The following is a 15,622-nucleotide window of genomic DNA, read 5'->3' as shown; positions in this document are numbered from 1 at the left end:
TCATAGTTTTTATCCAAGCGTCCTTTTTATATAAACTATACAGATTTCTTTGTTTAATTTTGTAAAATTAAAGATAATACATTCTTTTAGATTACAACCCATAATAGCACAACAACATTGAACGCTAACAAAGCAATTCTAGAAATTGCCCGCAAAACTATAGAGAACGAGGGCAAAGCCATACTTGATTTAATTCCCTTTTTAGATACACAATTTGAAGGTGCCGTTACTGCCATTTTTAATAGTAAGGGAAGGGTAGTTATTTCTGGCGTAGGTAAAAGCGCGCTCATTGCCTCTAAAATAGTAGCAACTTTAAATTCTACAGGTACACCTTCTATATTTATGCATGCTGCCGATGCTATACATGGAGACCTTGGTACCATACAGAATAATGATGTGGTTATTTGCCTATCTAAAAGTGGCAATACGGAGGAAATTAAGATGCTCATTCCTCTTATAAAAAGAGGCGGCAATACTTTAATTGGTTTAACCGGTAACGCAGAATCAGTTCTAGCTAAACAGGCAGATTTTGTTTTGAACACCTATGTAGAAAAAGAGGCTTGCCCAAACAATTTAGCACCAACCACAAGTACAACCGCGCAATTGGTTATGGGAGATGCACTGGCCATTTGCTTGCTAGAATTGAGAGAATTTGGTAAAGAAGATTTTGCTAAATACCACCCAGGAGGTTCTTTAGGCAAACGCTTGTATTTGCGGGTAGCAGACATCGTAGAGACTAATGAAAAACCTATAGTAGCGGCAGATGCTAGCGTTAAAGAGGTTATTGTAGAAATCTCTAAGAAAATGTTAGGGGTAACAGCCGTAATGGAAAACAAGGAGGTTGTTGGTGTGGTGACCGATGGTGATATCCGTAGGATGTTAAATAAACACGATAATATAAGCACCCTAACCGCAAAAGATATTATGACCAGAGCTCCTAAAACTATAGAAGCTGATATCTTAGCAGTAAAAGCCATGGAACTCTTAAAGCAACACGGAATTTCTCAGCTTTTAGTAGTACAAGATAACGAGTACAAGGGTGTTATACACATTCATAATCTTATAAACGAAGGAATAACCTAATGGCAAAAGTAGCAAAGGACCCTAACGAAATGTCTTTCCTTGACCACTTAGAAGAACTAAGATGGCACTTAATACGCTCCACATTAGCCATTGTTATCATTGGCTGTGTAGCATTTGTTATGAAAGATTTTATCTTTGACACCGTCATTTTTGGTCCTAAAAAAATGGACTTCCCCACCTATAAATTCTTTTGCAAAATAGCGACTACCTTTGGTATTGATTCTGAGTTTTGTGGAGAGTCGCTCCCTTTCTCCATACAAAACAGAACAATGGCAGGGCAGTTTTCCGCGCATATTTGGACATCTATATGGGCTGGATTTATTCTTGGCTTTCCCTATTTGTTATATGAACTATGGAAATTTATAAGTCCTGGATTGTACGAGAAAGAACGCAAATACAGTAAAGGCTTCATATTTGTTGCCTCCTTTTTATTCTTTCTTGGGGTTTTATTTGGGTACTACGTAGTTGCTCCCTTGTCTATAAATTTTTTAGGAACGTACCAAGTTAGTAAAGAGGTTACTAATGAGATAGACATTAGTTCTTTTATCTCTACTGTAAGAGCATCTGTTATTGCATGTGGTATAATGTTTGAGCTCCCCATAATTATCTTTTTCCTAACTAAAATTGGACTAGTTACTCCAGAAACTCTCAAGAAATACCGTAAAATAGCACTGGTTGTGGTTCTTATACTTTCTGCAGTTATTACACCTCCAGATGTAGCCAGCCAAATAGTGGTGGCCATACCAGTTCTTATTTTATATCAAGTAAGTATTTATATTTCAGGCGTGGTAATTAAGCGCGACCTTAAAAAAGAAAAAGCAGCAAAAAATGGCTAATCAAGTAGAAGAATTTAATGCCTACAGGGCAAAAATGAATGATAAAATTCTAGGTGATAACAATAAATTAATCAAACGGATTTTTAATCTAGACACCAACGCTTTTATGCCAGGGGCATTAGACATTAAAACCAAAGAGCTTTTAGGGTTAGTGGCATCAGCAGTATTACGCTGTGATGATTGCGTTAAATACCATTTAGAAAGTTCTAAGGAAAACGGAGCAACTAAAGAAGAAGTAATGGAAACTTTAGGTATAGCAACTTTAGTTGGCGGCACCATTGTAATTCCACACTTAAGAAGGGCCTACGAGTATTGGGAAGCTTTGGAAGAAAACGAGAACTAATTTTTTCACAAACCTACTAGGCATTTCAGTTGGTTTGGTTAGCTTTGACTATCCATTATGATTCTACGCGCAGACAATATTATGAAATCCTATCGCGGCCGAAAGGTAGTGAAAGGTATATCTTTAGAAGTAAAACAAGGCGAAATTATTGGTCTTCTAGGCCCAAACGGCGCTGGTAAAACCACCTCTTTTTACATGATTGTTGGGCTTATTAAACCCAATGGTGGAAAGATATTTTTAAACGACATGGAGATAACCGAGTTTCCCATGTATAAGCGTGCACAAAACGGTATAGGATATTTGGCGCAAGAAGCTTCTGTTTTTAGAAAACTAAGTATAGAAGATAACATTTTAAGTGTGTTGCAAACTACCAATCTTTCTAAAAAAGAACAGCACATGAAGATGGAGTCTTTGATAGATGAATTTAGCCTTGGGCATATACGTAAAAACCGAGGTGACTTGCTGTCTGGTGGGGAACGTAGACGAACCGAAATTGCAAGAGCCTTGGCTACAGACCCAAAATTCATCTTGTTAGATGAGCCTTTTGCTGGTGTAGACCCTGTAGCCGTAGAAGATATTCAGCGGATTGTAGCGCAGCTAAAAAATAAGAATATAGGTATTCTTATCACAGACCACAACGTACAAGAAACGTTAGCCATTACAGAGCGTTCTTATTTGATGTTTGAAGGTGGAATCTTGAAAGCAGGTATTCCAGAAGATTTGGCACAAGACGAAATGGTACGTAAAGTGTATTTGGGTCAAAACTTTGAACTACGTAAAAAGAAGCTAGAATTCTAAACCCCTTCCTTTTTAGAAACTAAAGACAGCCCTATATAAAGCAATATCACTATGGGTATTGCTAAATATTTTAGGGTAAGCAAGAGAATCAAACTCCCAATCAAAAACAGATATTTTACACCATTCTCTTTAAAATCCCAGTTCTTAAACTTTAATGCAAATAATACAATCTTCGCATTTAGCAAATAGGCACTGAGAACAGTAAAACCTAACAAAAACCATTGATTTAAAATGATAGAATTCAAAGTATCATTATGCTGAAATAGCAAAATTAATGGTAAAGACAATACCATCAAAGTATTAGCAGGTGTTGGCAGGCCTATAAAAGAAGAAACTTGATTCTCATCCACATTAAAATTAGCTAAACGGTAGGCAGATGCCAATGTAATTACAAAACCAAAGAGAGGCAAAAGAGCTACAGATGAGTGCACTCCAAATACATCTACATTCCAGCCCCCCACCTGAGCCATACTTAGTAGTTGATACATTACGATTCCTGGGACTACGCCACTCGTTACCATATCAGCTAGAGAATCTAACTGCACTCCTATTTCACTAGAAACATTTAACAATCGTGCTGCAAATCCATCAAAAAAATCAAATAAAATTCCTAAAACCACAAATGCAGCAGCCAAATCTAACTGATTCTTTACAGCAAAGAGTATGGCAACACAACCGCAAAAAAGATTAAGAAGCGTAATTAAATTAGGAATGTATTGTTTCATCTATTAGTGTTTTGGTAAAAATAAGCTAAAAAACAAGCATATAAGCACTGTACTTTTTTAACAATTAACAATTATATGGATATTTGCGCATATCAGATTATGAAAAGAACTTTCTACCTCCTTATACTGTTGTGCTTACTGAGTTTTAAATGGACATTTGCACAGCAAATTACCTTGTCTGACAAGGCTACAATTAGCGTAATGACTTGTGGAGCGGGTGATGTTTTGTATTACTCCTTTGGACATTCTGCTTTTAGAGTACAGGACCCTGCACAAGGTATTGATGTAATTTACAATTATGGCACGTTCGATTTTAATAGGCCTAATTTTTACCTTAATTTCACAAAAGGGAAATTAATTTACTCCCTTAGTAGACGGAGCTTTGACCGCTTCTTGTACGAATATGAACTTGATAAGCGATGGGTAAAGGAGCAAATCTTGAATTTAACACCAAAAGAAACAAATGAGATGTTTCAGTTTTTTGAACAGAATTATCTGCCAGAGAACAGAGAATATTTATATGACCCTCTATTTAACAATTGCTCTAGCATTACTGGGGTCGTCCTTAAAAATCAATTTGGCAGTCGCATAACTTTTAAAGACCATCACCTTACTGAACAAAAAACCTTTAGAAATTTAGTCCACGAGTTTATACCCATTAACTCATGGGGCGCTTTTGGGATAGATTTAGCTTTTGGCGGTATTACTGACCGTAAAGCAAGTGCGATAGAACAAATGTTTTTACCGTATTACGCCCATGAACAATTAAAAAACACCACTATAGATGACCAACCTATAGTTAAAAGGGAGCGCACGGTTTTAGAGTACCCAGAAGTGAAAAAGGGTAGCATTTTTATCACTACGCCTATGTTTTGGTTTCTAATTCTTTTAGGATTAGTTATTGCCATAACCTATTTGGACAGAAAGCATGGGTTTAGAAGCAAAATATTAGATTTTAGCTTGTTCTTTTTAAGTGGTTTCGCAGGCTGTTTTATTCTATTACTATGGTTAGCTACTGACCATGAGGTTACACGTTTTAATCTAAATTTTATTTGGCTTTTACCATTTAACACTTATATGGCCTTTACAGTTAGCAAATCTGCTGGGTTTCCAAAATGGCTAAAAACTTATTTATTGGTAGCTCTAGGCGGAATTGTAATTATGATGCTTTTGTGGATTTTTGGCATCCACGCCATATCACCTCTAAATCTATTTTTGATGGCAGCATTATCCATCCGATATTTGTTCCTTTACAATAAAATAAAATAGGGTAAGATGAATTTAATGACGGTAGAAAACATTTCTAAAAGCTATGGCGAGGTAGTTTTGTTTTCTGATATCTCTTTTGGTATAAATAAGGACCAGAAAATTGCATTAATTGCCAAAAACGGCAGTGGAAAAACTTCTATCTTACGCATCTTATCTGGCAAAGACACCTCAGAAACAGGACAAATAAATACCAGAAAAGGAATTAAAGTTTCTTTTTTAGAACAAGAGCCAGATTTAAACCCGGAACTAACCATTGAACAAACCATCTTTGCATCTGGAAACGAAATCCTTACCGTAATAGCGGCTTATGAAGAGGCCATTGCCAACCCAGAAGACCAAGAGCAATATCAAAAAGCGTTCGATGCTATGGAGCGCCACCATGCTTGGGATTTTGAAACCCAATACAAGCAAATATTATTTAAATTAAACCTTACCGATTTAGATGTAAAAGTAAAAGTGCTCTCTGGCGGGCAAAAAAAACGTTTAGCTCTTGCTAACGCCCTAATTAATAAACCAGAACTCCTAATTTTAGATGAGCCCACCAACCACCTAGATTTAGAAATGATTGAGTGGTTAGAGGAGTTTTTTAGAAAAGAGAACATTACGCTTTTTATGGTAACGCACGACCGCTATTTTTTAGAACGTGTATGTAATGAGATTATAGAGCTAGACAACAATCAATTATACAGTTATAAGGGTAATTACAGTTATTATTTAGAAAAGCGAGGAGAGCGCCTAGAAAGAGAAGCCGTAGAACAACATAAAAATAAATCTTTGTTTAAGAAAGAGTTAGATTGGATGCGGAGACAGCCTAAAGCCCGTACTACTAAATCTAAATCTAGAATAGACGATTTTTACAAAATAAAATCTTTAGCACACCAGCGTAGAAAGGAGCACGAGGTGCAATTAGAACTCAATATGGAACGTTTGGGCAGCAAGATTGTAGAACTACACAATCTTACCAAAAGTTTTGGAGATAAGGTAATGCTTCAAAAATTTGATTACAGTTTTACTAAAGGGGAGCGTGTTGGCATTATTGGCAAAAATGGAACAGGAAAATCTACTTTTTTAAATGTACTAACAGGGGGCGAAAAGTTAGACGCCGGTAAAATTGTAGTAGGAGAAACAGTTAAGTTTGGCTATTATACTCAAAAAGGAATTACAATTAAAGAAGGCCAAAAAGTAATTGATGTTATTAGAGAGTTTGGCGACTATATTCCACTTAAAAAAGGTAGACAAATTTCTGCGCAGCAATTGTTAGAACGCTTTCTTTTTGACCGTAAAAAACAATATGATTTTGTAGAAAAGTTAAGCGGAGGAGAACGTAAAAGATTATATCTGTGTACCGTATTAATTCAAAATCCCAACTTCTTAATTTTAGATGAGCCTACCAACGATTTAGACATTGTCACTTTAAACGTTTTAGAAAGCTTTCTTCTAGATTTTCCGGGCTGTTTAATTGTGGTATCTCACGACCGCTACTTTATGGACAAAATAGTGGATCACTTATTTGTTTTTAAAGGCGATGGTTTAATAGAAGATTTCCCTGGCAATTATACGGATTATAGGGTGTATGAGAGTAGCCGCTTGCAAGAAGCAAGAGAAGAAAAAAGAGAAAACAATGTAGCCTCTGAAAAAGCCAACTGGAAAACTAAAGAAGATACCCCTACGTTAACCTACATGGAACAAAAGGAGTACAAAAACTTAGAAAAAGAAATTCAGAAACTAGAAAAGAAAAAAGAAGAACTACAGCAAAAATTTACAGACGATACTTTAGATGGGGAGCAAATTACATCGCTATCTATTGAATTAGGAGAAGTAGAAGCTGAAATTGAAGCCAAAACAGAGCGGTGGTTTCACCTTTCTTCTATTTTAGAAGGCTAATGATTGCTAACTTTATCACATATTTAAGTTTCTTGGTAAAGTCTACCAACCAGCATGGCGTACATAGTCCGTTTGTATATAATTTACTCACTAAGTGCTTGTATAAAAGACCGAGAAGACATTACAATAGAACAAAAAATTTAGTCTTAAAAAGTATACCCTATTTCAATATTAAGCATGTCCTCTGGCACGGTCATGCAGAATTTAAAAAGGAAATAGCTGCATGCTACCCACATGTAATTTTTGGCAGCCCCCCTTATGATTTGGTTTTTGTAGAAGAATTACCTCAAATCAATTTTGATTTCCTTATGGAAATAGGAGAAATTCATAATGACACTGTTTTTGTTATTACAAATCTTTTTAAAACTAATAAAAGGGATTGGAAACAACTTATTAACACAAAAGATATTACAGTTAGTATTGATGCTTTCTGGTGCGGAATTTTATTTATCCGCAAAGAGCAAGAGAAAGAGCATTTCACGATAAGAATTTAATGCCTTAATTTTAAAACAAAAAGATGAACAACACCATATATTTTATTCTAGGAGGTTTAGCCTTGGTGTATTTTATTATCCTTTTTAACAACAAGCGGAACCAACGCAATAGAAAATCTAGAAAGTTCATGGATGATAAACGTAGGTTTGATAACTAGTTGAAGAGAAACATTTTGACAACTGAAAAGAATTGCATGAAAATTTATACTAAAACAGGTGACAAGGCTACCACCGCTCTATTTACAGGAAAACGAGTGCCTAAGCACCATATTAGAATAGAAAGTTACGGAACAATTGATGAGCTTAATTCGTATCTAGGGCTTATAAGAGACCAAGAAATACCTACGTTTTACAAGGATTTTTTAGCACAGTTACAACACCAACTATTTACCTTAGGAGCCATATTAGCTACCGAGCCCAATAAAGATAATCGGCTTAAAATTCCAAGAATAAGCGCAGAAGATATTGCCGTTTTAGAGCAGGAAATGGACCGAATGAATGATGAATTGCCAGAAATGACACACTTTATATTACCTGGCGGCCATACTACAGTGTCATACTGTCATATTGCACGTACGGTATGTAGACGTGCAGAACGGATGATATCTTATTTAAACGAAGAACAAGCGGTTCCAGAGACCGTTTTAGCTTATGTAAATCGTTTATCAGATTATTTATTTGTGTTGGCACGGATGTTGTCAAAAGAATTAAAAGCCGAAGAGGTGAAATGGATTCCGACCAAAGTCGACCAATAAATTGAGAATTTTACCGTTTCAATTTTGAAATGTTAAAAATAATCTTTAATTAAATTGGAAAATCCTTGGAACTTAGGGTTTAAAAATTATTTTTGCAAAAATTTTAAAATCAGACCATTGCTATGTATTGGACTTTAGAATTGGCTTCTTATTTAAGTGATGCACCTTGGCCAGCATCTAAAGATGAGCTTATAGATTACGCTATTAGAACAGGAGCCCCTTTAGAGGTTGTAGAAAACCTACAATCTATGGAAGAAGAAGGTGGAGAGATATATGAATCCATAGAAGAGATTTGGCCAGACTACCCAACCGAAGAAGATTACTTATGGAATGAGGATGAGTATTAACATCCTTTAGTAAAACAACTCAATAAAAAGTCTCTTTTAGAGGCTTTTTTTTATGTAATTTTGGCAGCCTAGTAACCAATTTTTTGTCCTTCTGGACAATGGAACAGCTTTTGCTGAAACTAAACAAATATTAATTCATGAGCATATTAAACGCTGTACTAAAGGTTTTTGTAGGGGATAAATCCGAGAAAGATGTAAAAGCCTTACAACCTTTAGTAAAGAAGATAAAATCTTTTGAGCAGGCGCTAGAGAGCCTTAGCCATGACCAACTAAGACAAAAAACCCAAGAGTTTAAAGATAAGATCGCAGAACGCTGCGCTGGTGTTAACGAGCAAATACAAGCATTAGAGCAAGAAGCAGAAGCCTCTACAGATATAGATAGAAACGAAGAAATCTATGCAGAAATAGACAAGCTGAATGAAGAGGCCTATAAACTTTCTGAAGACGTTTTAAATGAAATTCTACCAGAAGCGTTTGCAGTGGTCAAAGAAACAGCCAAACGTTTTGCCAACAACCCTACCCTTACCGTTACAGCTAATGAGTTTGACAGACAATTGTCTGGCGACGCAGACTATGTAACTTTAGAAGGAGACAACGCCATTTGGAAAAACTCTTGGAACGCAGCCGGCAAGGAGGTTACTTGGGATATGATACATTATGACGTACAGCTCATAGGTGGTATTGCATTGCACCAAGGTAAAATTGCAGAAATGCAAACAGGAGAAGGTAAAACTTTAGTGGCTACCCTACCGCTTTACTTAAACGCCCTTTCTGGCAAAGGTGCGCACTTGGTAACAGTCAATGATTATCTGGCAAAAAGGGATAGTGCTTGGATGGCGCCGCTATTTCAATTTCATGGGCTTTCTGTGGATTGTATAGACAATCACCAACCCAATTCTCAAGGCAGAAGAGCGGCTTACAATTCAGATATTACCTATGGCACCAATAACGAATTTGGTTTTGATTACCTAAGAGATAATATGGCGCATACGCCAAAAGATTTAGTGCAACGCCCGCATCATTATGCTATTGTAGATGAGGTAGACTCTGTTTTAATAGATGATGCTCGTACACCTTTAATCATATCTGGTCCTGTACCAGAAGGTGATAGACATGAGTTTACAGAATTAAAACCAAAAGTAGCAGACATTGTACAAAAACAACGGCAACACTTAACAGGCGTATTGGCGGAAGCGAAGCGATTAATTAAGGAAGGTGACCAAAAAGAAGGTGGTTTTCTATTGTTGCGCGTACACCGCGGTTTGCCTAAAAACAAAGCATTAATTAAGTTTTTAAGTGAAGAAGGCGTAAAACAACTTCTCCAAAAAACGGAAAACTTTTACATGCAAGACAACAATCGAGAAATGGTAAAGGTAGATGAAGACCTGTATTTTACGATTGACGAAAAGAATAACCAGATAGAACTAACAGAAAAAGGAGTTGAATACCTATCTGGCGGCCAAGACACTGATTTCTTTGTAATGCCAGATATTGGAGCAGAAATTGCCCAAATAGAAAATCAGAACCTAGAAATAGAAAAAGAAGCGGAACTTAAAGACGAACTATTTAAAGAGTTTGCTATTAAAAGTGAGCGTATCCACACTATGAGCCAATTACTAAAGGCTTACACATTGTTTGAGAAAGATGTGGAGTACGTTGTAATGGAGAATAAAGTTCTCATTGTAGATGAACAAACTGGCCGTATCATGGATGGCCGTAGGTATTCTGATGGTTTACACCAAGCTATAGAAGCTAAGGAAAATGTTAAGATTGAAGCGTTAACACAAACCTTTGCTACTATTACCCTACAGAATTATTTTAGAATGTACAACAAGCTTTCTGGGATGACAGGTACTGCCGTAACAGAAGCAGGTGAGTTTTGGGAAATTTATAAATTAGATGTGGTAGAAATCCCAACCAACAGACCTATAGCGCGTGATGATAGAAATGATTTAATCTACAAAACAAAGCGAGAAAAATACAATGCCATCATAGAGGAAGTAACCAAACTTTCGCAAGCTGGTAGACCCGTACTTATTGGTACTACATCTGTAGAAATTTCTGAATTACTTTCCAAATTACTAAGCGTACGTAAAGTGCCACACAATGTATTAAATGCTAAGTTGCATAAAAAAGAAGCAGACATTGTTGCAGAAGCAGGTAAAGGCGGTATTGTAACAATTGCAACAAATATGGCTGGGCGTGGTACGGATATTAAATTAAGCACTGAAGTTAAAGATGCGGGTGGTTTGGCCATTATTGGTACAGAACGCCATGATTCTAGACGTGTAGACAGACAGTTGCGTGGTAGGTCTGGTAGGCAAGGAGACCCTGGTAGTTCTCAGTTTTATGTGTCTTTAGAAGATAATTTGATGCGTTTGTTTGGTTCTGACCGCGTAGCTAAAATGATGGATAAAATGGGCTTAGAAGAAGGCGAAGTTATCCAGCATTCTATGATGACCAAATCCATAGAGCGTGCCCAGAAAAAGGTAGAAGAAAACAACTTTGGTATTCGTAAAAGATTGTTAGAGTATGATGACGTAATGAATGCCCAAAGAGAAGTAATCTACAAAAGACGAAGACATGCCATACAAGGTGAACGTCTTAAGGTGGACATTGCCAACATGATTTATGATACCAGCGAAGTAATTGCTGAAACTAATAAGACGGCAGACGATTTCAAAAATTTTGAATTCGAGTTAATTAAGTATTTTTCTATTACCGCACCAATTACTGAGGAAGAATTCAAAAAAATGAACTTCCAAGCTATTGCCGTAAAGGTGTATGATAGTGCTTATCAACACTATCAAGAAAAAGTAGCTCGCAGTGCAGAACAAGCATTCCCAGTTATCAAAAACGTGTTTGAGAATCAGGCAGATAGATTTGAGCGCATTGTAGTACCGTTTACAGATGGGATAAAATCTTTGAATGTTGTTACCAATTTAAAGGCAGCTTATGAAAGCAATGGAAAACAGCTTATCAATGATTTTGAGAAGAACATTACCTTAGCTATTATTGATGATAGTTGGAAAACCCATTTGCGAAAAATGGATGAGCTAAAGCAATCTGTGCAGTTGGCGGTACACGAACAAAAAGACCCTTTATTGATTTACAAGTTTGAAGCTTTTGAACTATTTAAATCGATGATAGACAAAGTGAATAAAGAAGTAATCTCTTTCTTATTTAAAGGCGAATTACCAACACAAGATAGTACCCAGATAAAAGAGGCTAAAATGGTAAGTAAGCCTAAAGAAAAATTACAGACTTCTAAAGAAGAAATTCCAAATAGTGATGAACTTGCCGCGCAGAATAGAGCTGCAGGTCAAACACAATCACAACAGCGTCCTCAAAAAACAGAAACTATTGTTAGAGAGGCTCCAAAAATTGGACGTAATGACAAGGTTACCATTAAGAATGTAATGTCTGGCGAAAGCAAAACTGTAAAGTTTAAGCAGGCAGAACCACTTATTAGTAAAGGAGAATGGGTTTTGGTAAATGATTAATTACCAGACTTTATTAAAATATGTTAAATTTAGGTAACCAATTTTTGGTTACCTTTTTTGATTATATTCTAAAACATAGTTAGATTTACGGTAAGAACGTCCCTACATTTTGTTGTTATTTTTCAATAAAAAGGGCAAACCATGCATATGGAGCAACGCACTGTTGATAATTCACAGGACAAAAACAGACTTTTAATTTTAAAAGTTATTAATAGTTTAGGAGCATTAATTGCAATAGCCCTGGCTGCCTATTATTTTTTTGGGGGAGCCTTATTAGTACCTATTGCCCTTACTGCATTAACTGCTGTTTTTGTAACCAATTTAATTATGGGAGCTTCCTTTACAGAAACGCTACAACATTTAAATGACCTAACTAAAAAACTAAACGAGAAAGAAACTTTATTAAAGGAGGTTCACCATAGAGTAAAAAACAACTTACAAACAGTATCTAGTCTTTTAAGTTTGCAATCCCGTTCCGTTGGCGATGAAAAAATAGAAAACATTATCCGTAGTAGTCAACACCGCGTAGTTTCTATGTCTATGGTTCATGAGATGCTATACAAAAGGGACGATTATACCTCTAAAATTGATTTTAAACCTTATGTTGAGGAGTTATGCGAGTACCTTATTCGTTCTGTAAAAGGAAACACACATAACATTACCACTAAGATGGATTTAGGAGATTACAAGCTTAGTATTGATACCGTTATTCCTTTAGGCTTAATTATTAATGAAACCATTACCAATGCCCTTAAATATGGTATTCCTGGAGACAGCCACGGAGAAATAGAAGTAAACTTGGTTAAAAAAAGAGCTAACGGCTATGAGATGTACTTGGGAGACAATGGTATCGGTTTTCCTGAAGATGTGAGCCCTAAAACCACAAAATCTCTAGGTTTAAAGCTTATTCATAACTTATCTAGACAGTTGCGCGGCACATTATTAAGAGATACTTCAAAGAAAGGCACATATTATCAAATAACATTTGAAGAAGTAATAGAAGGCTTTAATACGTTGGATTCATAAGGATGTCCTATCTTTAGATGGACTAATTATACCAACCATGCTAAAAAAATTACTATTTGTAGTGCTTTTATGCACCACAGGCCTTTCCGCACAAGACTATTTCTACAAAAAGTTTTACCCGTTTAACCCAGATATTCCTTCACCTGAAGCCTTTTTAGGATATGGTATTGGGGAACACCACACACGGCACGATTTAATTGTAGCCTATTTAGAAAAACTTGCCACTGTTTCAGACAGAGCCAAAATCACCTATTATGGTAAAACCCATGAGGGGCGCAAACTTGTTATACTGCAAGTTAGTTCCCCAGAAAACCTAGAGAATTTATCGTCCTTAAAAGAAAAACATTTAGCCTTTACCAAACCAGAAGAAAACCCTACGTATACAGAAGATTTACCTGTGTTTATTAATTTAGCCTACAACGTACATGGTAATGAACCTTCTAGTTCAGAGGCTGCATTACTAGCGGCGTATACTTTTGTAGCTTCAGAACATGCAGAAATTAAAAACTACCTACAAAATGCGGTTCTTTTTATAGACCCTACCATAAATCCCGACGGTCGTGATAGACACACGCAATATGCAAACGCTTACCAAGGAAACCCCTTGGTTGCAGACCCACAAGATGCTGAACATAATGAATATTGGCCAAGAGGTAGAACTAACCACTATTGGTTTGATTTAAATAGGGATTGGTTATTGGCTATTCACCCAGAAAGCCGAGGCAAATTAAAGTGGTACCACGAGTGGTATCCTAATGTAGTAACGGATTTTCATGAAATGGGCTCTCAAAGCACCTACTTTTTTGAACCCATGAAGGATAATGGAAGCTTAAACCCTATTATGCCCAAAGAAAATTATGAAGACTTAAATAATTTATTTGGTGATTATTATGCTAAAGCACTAGATAGTATTGGTAGTTTTTATTTTACCAAGGAAGTTTTTGATGGCACCTATCCTGGTTATGGGTCTTCTTATCCAGATTTACAAGGAGGCCTTGGATTATTATTTGAGCAAGCAAGTTCTCGCGGGCACAAACAGACAACCGCTTTTGGAGAAATCACTTTTCCCTTTACCATTCGTAATCAATACACCAGCAGTATTACCACGGTTAAAGCAGCCGTAGAAAACAGAGAAGTACTTTACAATTACCAAAAAAAGTTTTTTAAAAGTGCCTTAACAAATGCAAGCAAGAACAAGCTCAAAGCTTATACATTCAATGCTGAAAATGATAAAAATAGAGTAAAAGCCTTTGTGGATAAACTGCTTTTACACCAAATAGATGTTTACAAAAACGGCGATGCATTTGTAGTCCCTACACAGCAACCACAGTACCGAATGGTGCAAACCATGTTCGAGACGTATAGTAAGTATAGAGATAGCGTTTATTATGATGCATCGGCATGGTCTTTAGCCAATTTTTACAATATTAAGTATAAAAGTACCACTAATGGAGCTCTAGGAACTAAAATAAAGACTACTGAGGATTTGGTTTCCTTAACACCTGTTCCTTCAACCAATTATGCTTATCTTATAGATTATGATGATTATAATGCTGTAGCAGTTCTCAATTATTTACAACAAAATGGTTTAGTTATTTCATCGTCTTTTAAACCATTTACTGCAGCTACTAATAAAGGAGAAATAGCATTTAATTATGGCACATTAGTTGTCCCTGTTTCGTTACAAAAGAAAACCGCATCAGAAGTGCATGAGTTACTTATTAAAGCACAAGAAAAATATCAGGTGCCCATGTATAGTGTATCTACCGGTTATAATACCAAGGGTATCGATTTAGGTAGTGGGTATCTCACCCCAATTAAAAAACCCAAATTGGCGATGCTAATTGGGGAGGGCATCAATTCTTATGAAGCAGGAGAAGTATGGCACTTATTGGACACTAGAGTACATATGCCCATAACTAAAATCCCTATGCGAAATTTATCCAGAGCCAGTTTAGCTAAATATACCACCTTGGTAATGGTTTCTGGCCAATATAACTTTTCTAAAGCAGAAGAAGAAAAGCTTAAAAATTGGTTGGCAGCAGGTAATACCTTGGTCACCGTTGGTACAGCGTCTAAATTTGTGATAGAGAAAGAATGGGTAAAAGAAAGCTTGACAGAAAGCAAAAAAGATTCTACAGCAACTGAGCGACAGCCTTATGTAGATGCGAGAGAATTCTTAGGAAAAGAACGTGTGGGCGGTGCTATTTTTAAGGTGGATTTAGATATTACACACCCCCTAGCTTTTGGGTATAGAGATACGCAAATACCAGTTTACAAAAACAATACGGTTTGGTTACAACCAAGTAAAAACCCATTCGCTACTGTAGCTAAGTATAGTAGTAATCCACATATAGATGGTTTTATCACTAAAAAGAATATAGAAGAATATTTAAAACCCTCAGCATCATTACTAGTGAGTAAGCATAAAGCTGGTAAGGTTATTTTATTTGCAGACAACCCCAATTTTAGAGGGTCATGGTATGGAACCAATCGCCTGTTTTTGAATGCGCTCTTTTTAGGCAATTATATTAATCTTCCACAATAAATAGCCTTGAA

The 15,622-nt window shown here is 36.3% G+C and carries 14 protein-coding genes; 13 read left to right on the top strand and 1 reads right to left on the bottom strand.

Going from position 1 to position 15,622, the window contains the following annotated elements:
* Positions 1-117: 117 nt before the first annotated feature.
* Genes HCO57_RS13420 through lptB form a run of 4 tightly spaced genes read left to right on the top strand, consistent with a single transcriptional unit; the run spans position 118 to position 3,060 of the window.
* Positions 118-1,083 carry an SIS domain-containing protein gene (locus tag HCO57_RS13420; protein WP_167989448.1) on the top strand — a complete coding sequence of 322 codons (966 nt, stop codon included), beginning with the start codon at positions 118-120 and terminating at the stop codon, positions 1,081-1,083.
* The gene (tatC, locus tag HCO57_RS13415) at positions 1,083-1,919 is read left to right on the top strand and encodes a twin-arginine translocase subunit TatC (RefSeq protein WP_136950914.1); all 837 of its coding nucleotides are present in this window, start codon (positions 1,083-1,085) and stop codon (positions 1,917-1,919) included. Before HCO57_RS13420 ends, tatC begins: the two co-directional genes overlap by 1 nt.
* Positions 1,912-2,262, top strand: coding sequence for a carboxymuconolactone decarboxylase family protein (locus HCO57_RS13410; RefSeq protein WP_136950913.1), 351 nt, complete (start codon positions 1,912-1,914; stop codon positions 2,260-2,262). The genes tatC and HCO57_RS13410 overlap by 8 nt, the downstream gene beginning before the upstream one ends.
* 57 nt (positions 2,263-2,319) lie before the next feature.
* Positions 2,320-3,060 (top strand): LPS export ABC transporter ATP-binding protein, encoded by a 741-nt coding sequence (lptB, locus tag HCO57_RS13405; RefSeq protein WP_136950912.1) that lies wholly within the window; start codon positions 2,320-2,322, stop codon positions 3,058-3,060.
* On the opposite strand, the gene HCO57_RS13400 is transcribed toward lptB, so the two are convergent.
* Positions 3,057-3,785, bottom strand: a complete 729-nt coding sequence (locus HCO57_RS13400; RefSeq protein ID WP_167989447.1) for a CDP-alcohol phosphatidyltransferase family protein — start codon at positions 3,783-3,785, stop codon at positions 3,057-3,059. The genes lptB and HCO57_RS13400 overlap by 4 nt on opposite strands.
* 99 nt (positions 3,786-3,884) lie before the next feature.
* On the opposite strand from HCO57_RS13400, the gene HCO57_RS13395 reads away from it, so the two are divergent.
* The 9 genes from HCO57_RS13395 (at position 3,885) to HCO57_RS13360 (ending at position 15,611) form a co-directional block, all read left to right on the top strand.
* Complete coding sequence (locus tag HCO57_RS13395; RefSeq protein ID WP_167989446.1) at positions 3,885-5,054, top strand: DUF4105 domain-containing protein; 1,170 nt, start codon at positions 3,885-3,887, stop codon at positions 5,052-5,054.
* Positions 5,055-5,060: 6 nt separating this feature from the next.
* Positions 5,061-6,938: an ABC-F family ATP-binding cassette domain-containing protein gene (locus HCO57_RS13390; RefSeq protein WP_167989445.1), complete on the top strand. Its 1,878-nt coding sequence runs from the start codon at positions 5,061-5,063 to the stop codon at positions 6,936-6,938.
* Entirely contained in the window at positions 6,938-7,432 is a 495-nt protein-coding gene (locus HCO57_RS13385; protein WP_167989444.1) for a hypothetical protein, read from the top strand. Before HCO57_RS13390 ends, HCO57_RS13385 begins: the two co-directional genes overlap by 1 nt.
* A 23-nt stretch (positions 7,433-7,455) precedes the next feature.
* Positions 7,456-7,590, top strand: coding sequence for a hypothetical protein (locus tag HCO57_RS16755; RefSeq protein ID WP_255578253.1), 135 nt, complete (start codon positions 7,456-7,458; stop codon positions 7,588-7,590).
* Positions 7,591-7,626: 36 nt separating this feature from the next.
* Positions 7,627-8,187 carry a cob(I)yrinic acid a,c-diamide adenosyltransferase gene (locus HCO57_RS13380; protein ID WP_167989443.1) on the top strand — a complete coding sequence of 187 codons (561 nt, stop codon included), beginning with the start codon at positions 7,627-7,629 and terminating at the stop codon, positions 8,185-8,187.
* Positions 8,188-8,309: 122 nt separating this feature from the next.
* Positions 8,310-8,534, top strand: coding sequence for a DUF2795 domain-containing protein (locus HCO57_RS13375; RefSeq protein WP_010520089.1), 225 nt, complete (start codon positions 8,310-8,312; stop codon positions 8,532-8,534).
* Positions 8,535-8,671: 137 nt separating this feature from the next.
* Complete coding sequence (gene secA / locus HCO57_RS13370; protein WP_167989442.1) at positions 8,672-12,037, top strand: preprotein translocase subunit SecA; 3,366 nt, start codon at positions 8,672-8,674, stop codon at positions 12,035-12,037.
* A 147-nt stretch (positions 12,038-12,184) separates the two neighbouring features.
* The gene (locus HCO57_RS13365; RefSeq protein WP_245167599.1) at positions 12,185-13,063 is read left to right on the top strand and encodes a sensor histidine kinase; all 879 of its coding nucleotides are present in this window, start codon (positions 12,185-12,187) and stop codon (positions 13,061-13,063) included.
* Between the two features lie 37 nt (positions 13,064-13,100).
* The gene (locus tag HCO57_RS13360; protein ID WP_167989440.1) at positions 13,101-15,611 is read left to right on the top strand and encodes a M14 metallopeptidase family protein; all 2,511 of its coding nucleotides are present in this window, start codon (positions 13,101-13,103) and stop codon (positions 15,609-15,611) included.
* Positions 15,612-15,622: the final 11 nt, after the last annotated feature.

This window comes from Croceivirga sp. JEA036, from assembly GCF_011882165.1.
GTDB lineage: Bacteria > Bacteroidota > Bacteroidia > Flavobacteriales > Flavobacteriaceae > Croceivirga.
The sequence above is the reverse complement of the archived record's forward strand: the minus strand, read 5'-3'. Positions and strand labels throughout refer to the sequence as shown.

Coding starts and splice junctions, on each gene's coding strand:
- tatC (WP_136950914.1), top strand. CDS start 1,083: ATGGCAAAAGTAGCAAAGGACCCTAACGAAATGTCTTTCCTTGACCAC.
- HCO57_RS13410 (WP_136950913.1), top strand. CDS start 1,912: ATGGCTAATCAAGTAGAAGAATTTAATGCCTACAGGGCAAAAATGAAT.
- lptB (WP_136950912.1), top strand. CDS start 2,320: ATGATTCTACGCGCAGACAATATTATGAAATCCTATCGCGGCCGAAAG.
- HCO57_RS13400 (WP_167989447.1), bottom strand. CDS start 3,785: ATGAAACAATACATTCCTAATTTAATTACGCTTCTTAATCTTTTTTGC.
- HCO57_RS13395 (WP_167989446.1), top strand. CDS start 3,885: ATGAAAAGAACTTTCTACCTCCTTATACTGTTGTGCTTACTGAGTTTT.
- HCO57_RS13390 (WP_167989445.1), top strand. CDS start 5,061: ATGAATTTAATGACGGTAGAAAACATTTCTAAAAGCTATGGCGAGGTA.
- HCO57_RS13385 (WP_167989444.1), top strand. CDS start 6,938: ATGATTGCTAACTTTATCACATATTTAAGTTTCTTGGTAAAGTCTACC.
- HCO57_RS16755 (WP_255578253.1), top strand. CDS start 7,456: ATGAACAACACCATATATTTTATTCTAGGAGGTTTAGCCTTGGTGTAT.
- HCO57_RS13380 (WP_167989443.1), top strand. CDS start 7,627: ATGAAAATTTATACTAAAACAGGTGACAAGGCTACCACCGCTCTATTT.
- HCO57_RS13375 (WP_010520089.1), top strand. CDS start 8,310: ATGTATTGGACTTTAGAATTGGCTTCTTATTTAAGTGATGCACCTTGG.
- secA (WP_167989442.1), top strand. CDS start 8,672: ATGAGCATATTAAACGCTGTACTAAAGGTTTTTGTAGGGGATAAATCC.
- HCO57_RS13365 (WP_245167599.1), top strand. CDS start 12,185: ATGGAGCAACGCACTGTTGATAATTCACAGGACAAAAACAGACTTTTA.
- HCO57_RS13360 (WP_167989440.1), top strand. CDS start 13,101: ATGCTAAAAAAATTACTATTTGTAGTGCTTTTATGCACCACAGGCCTT.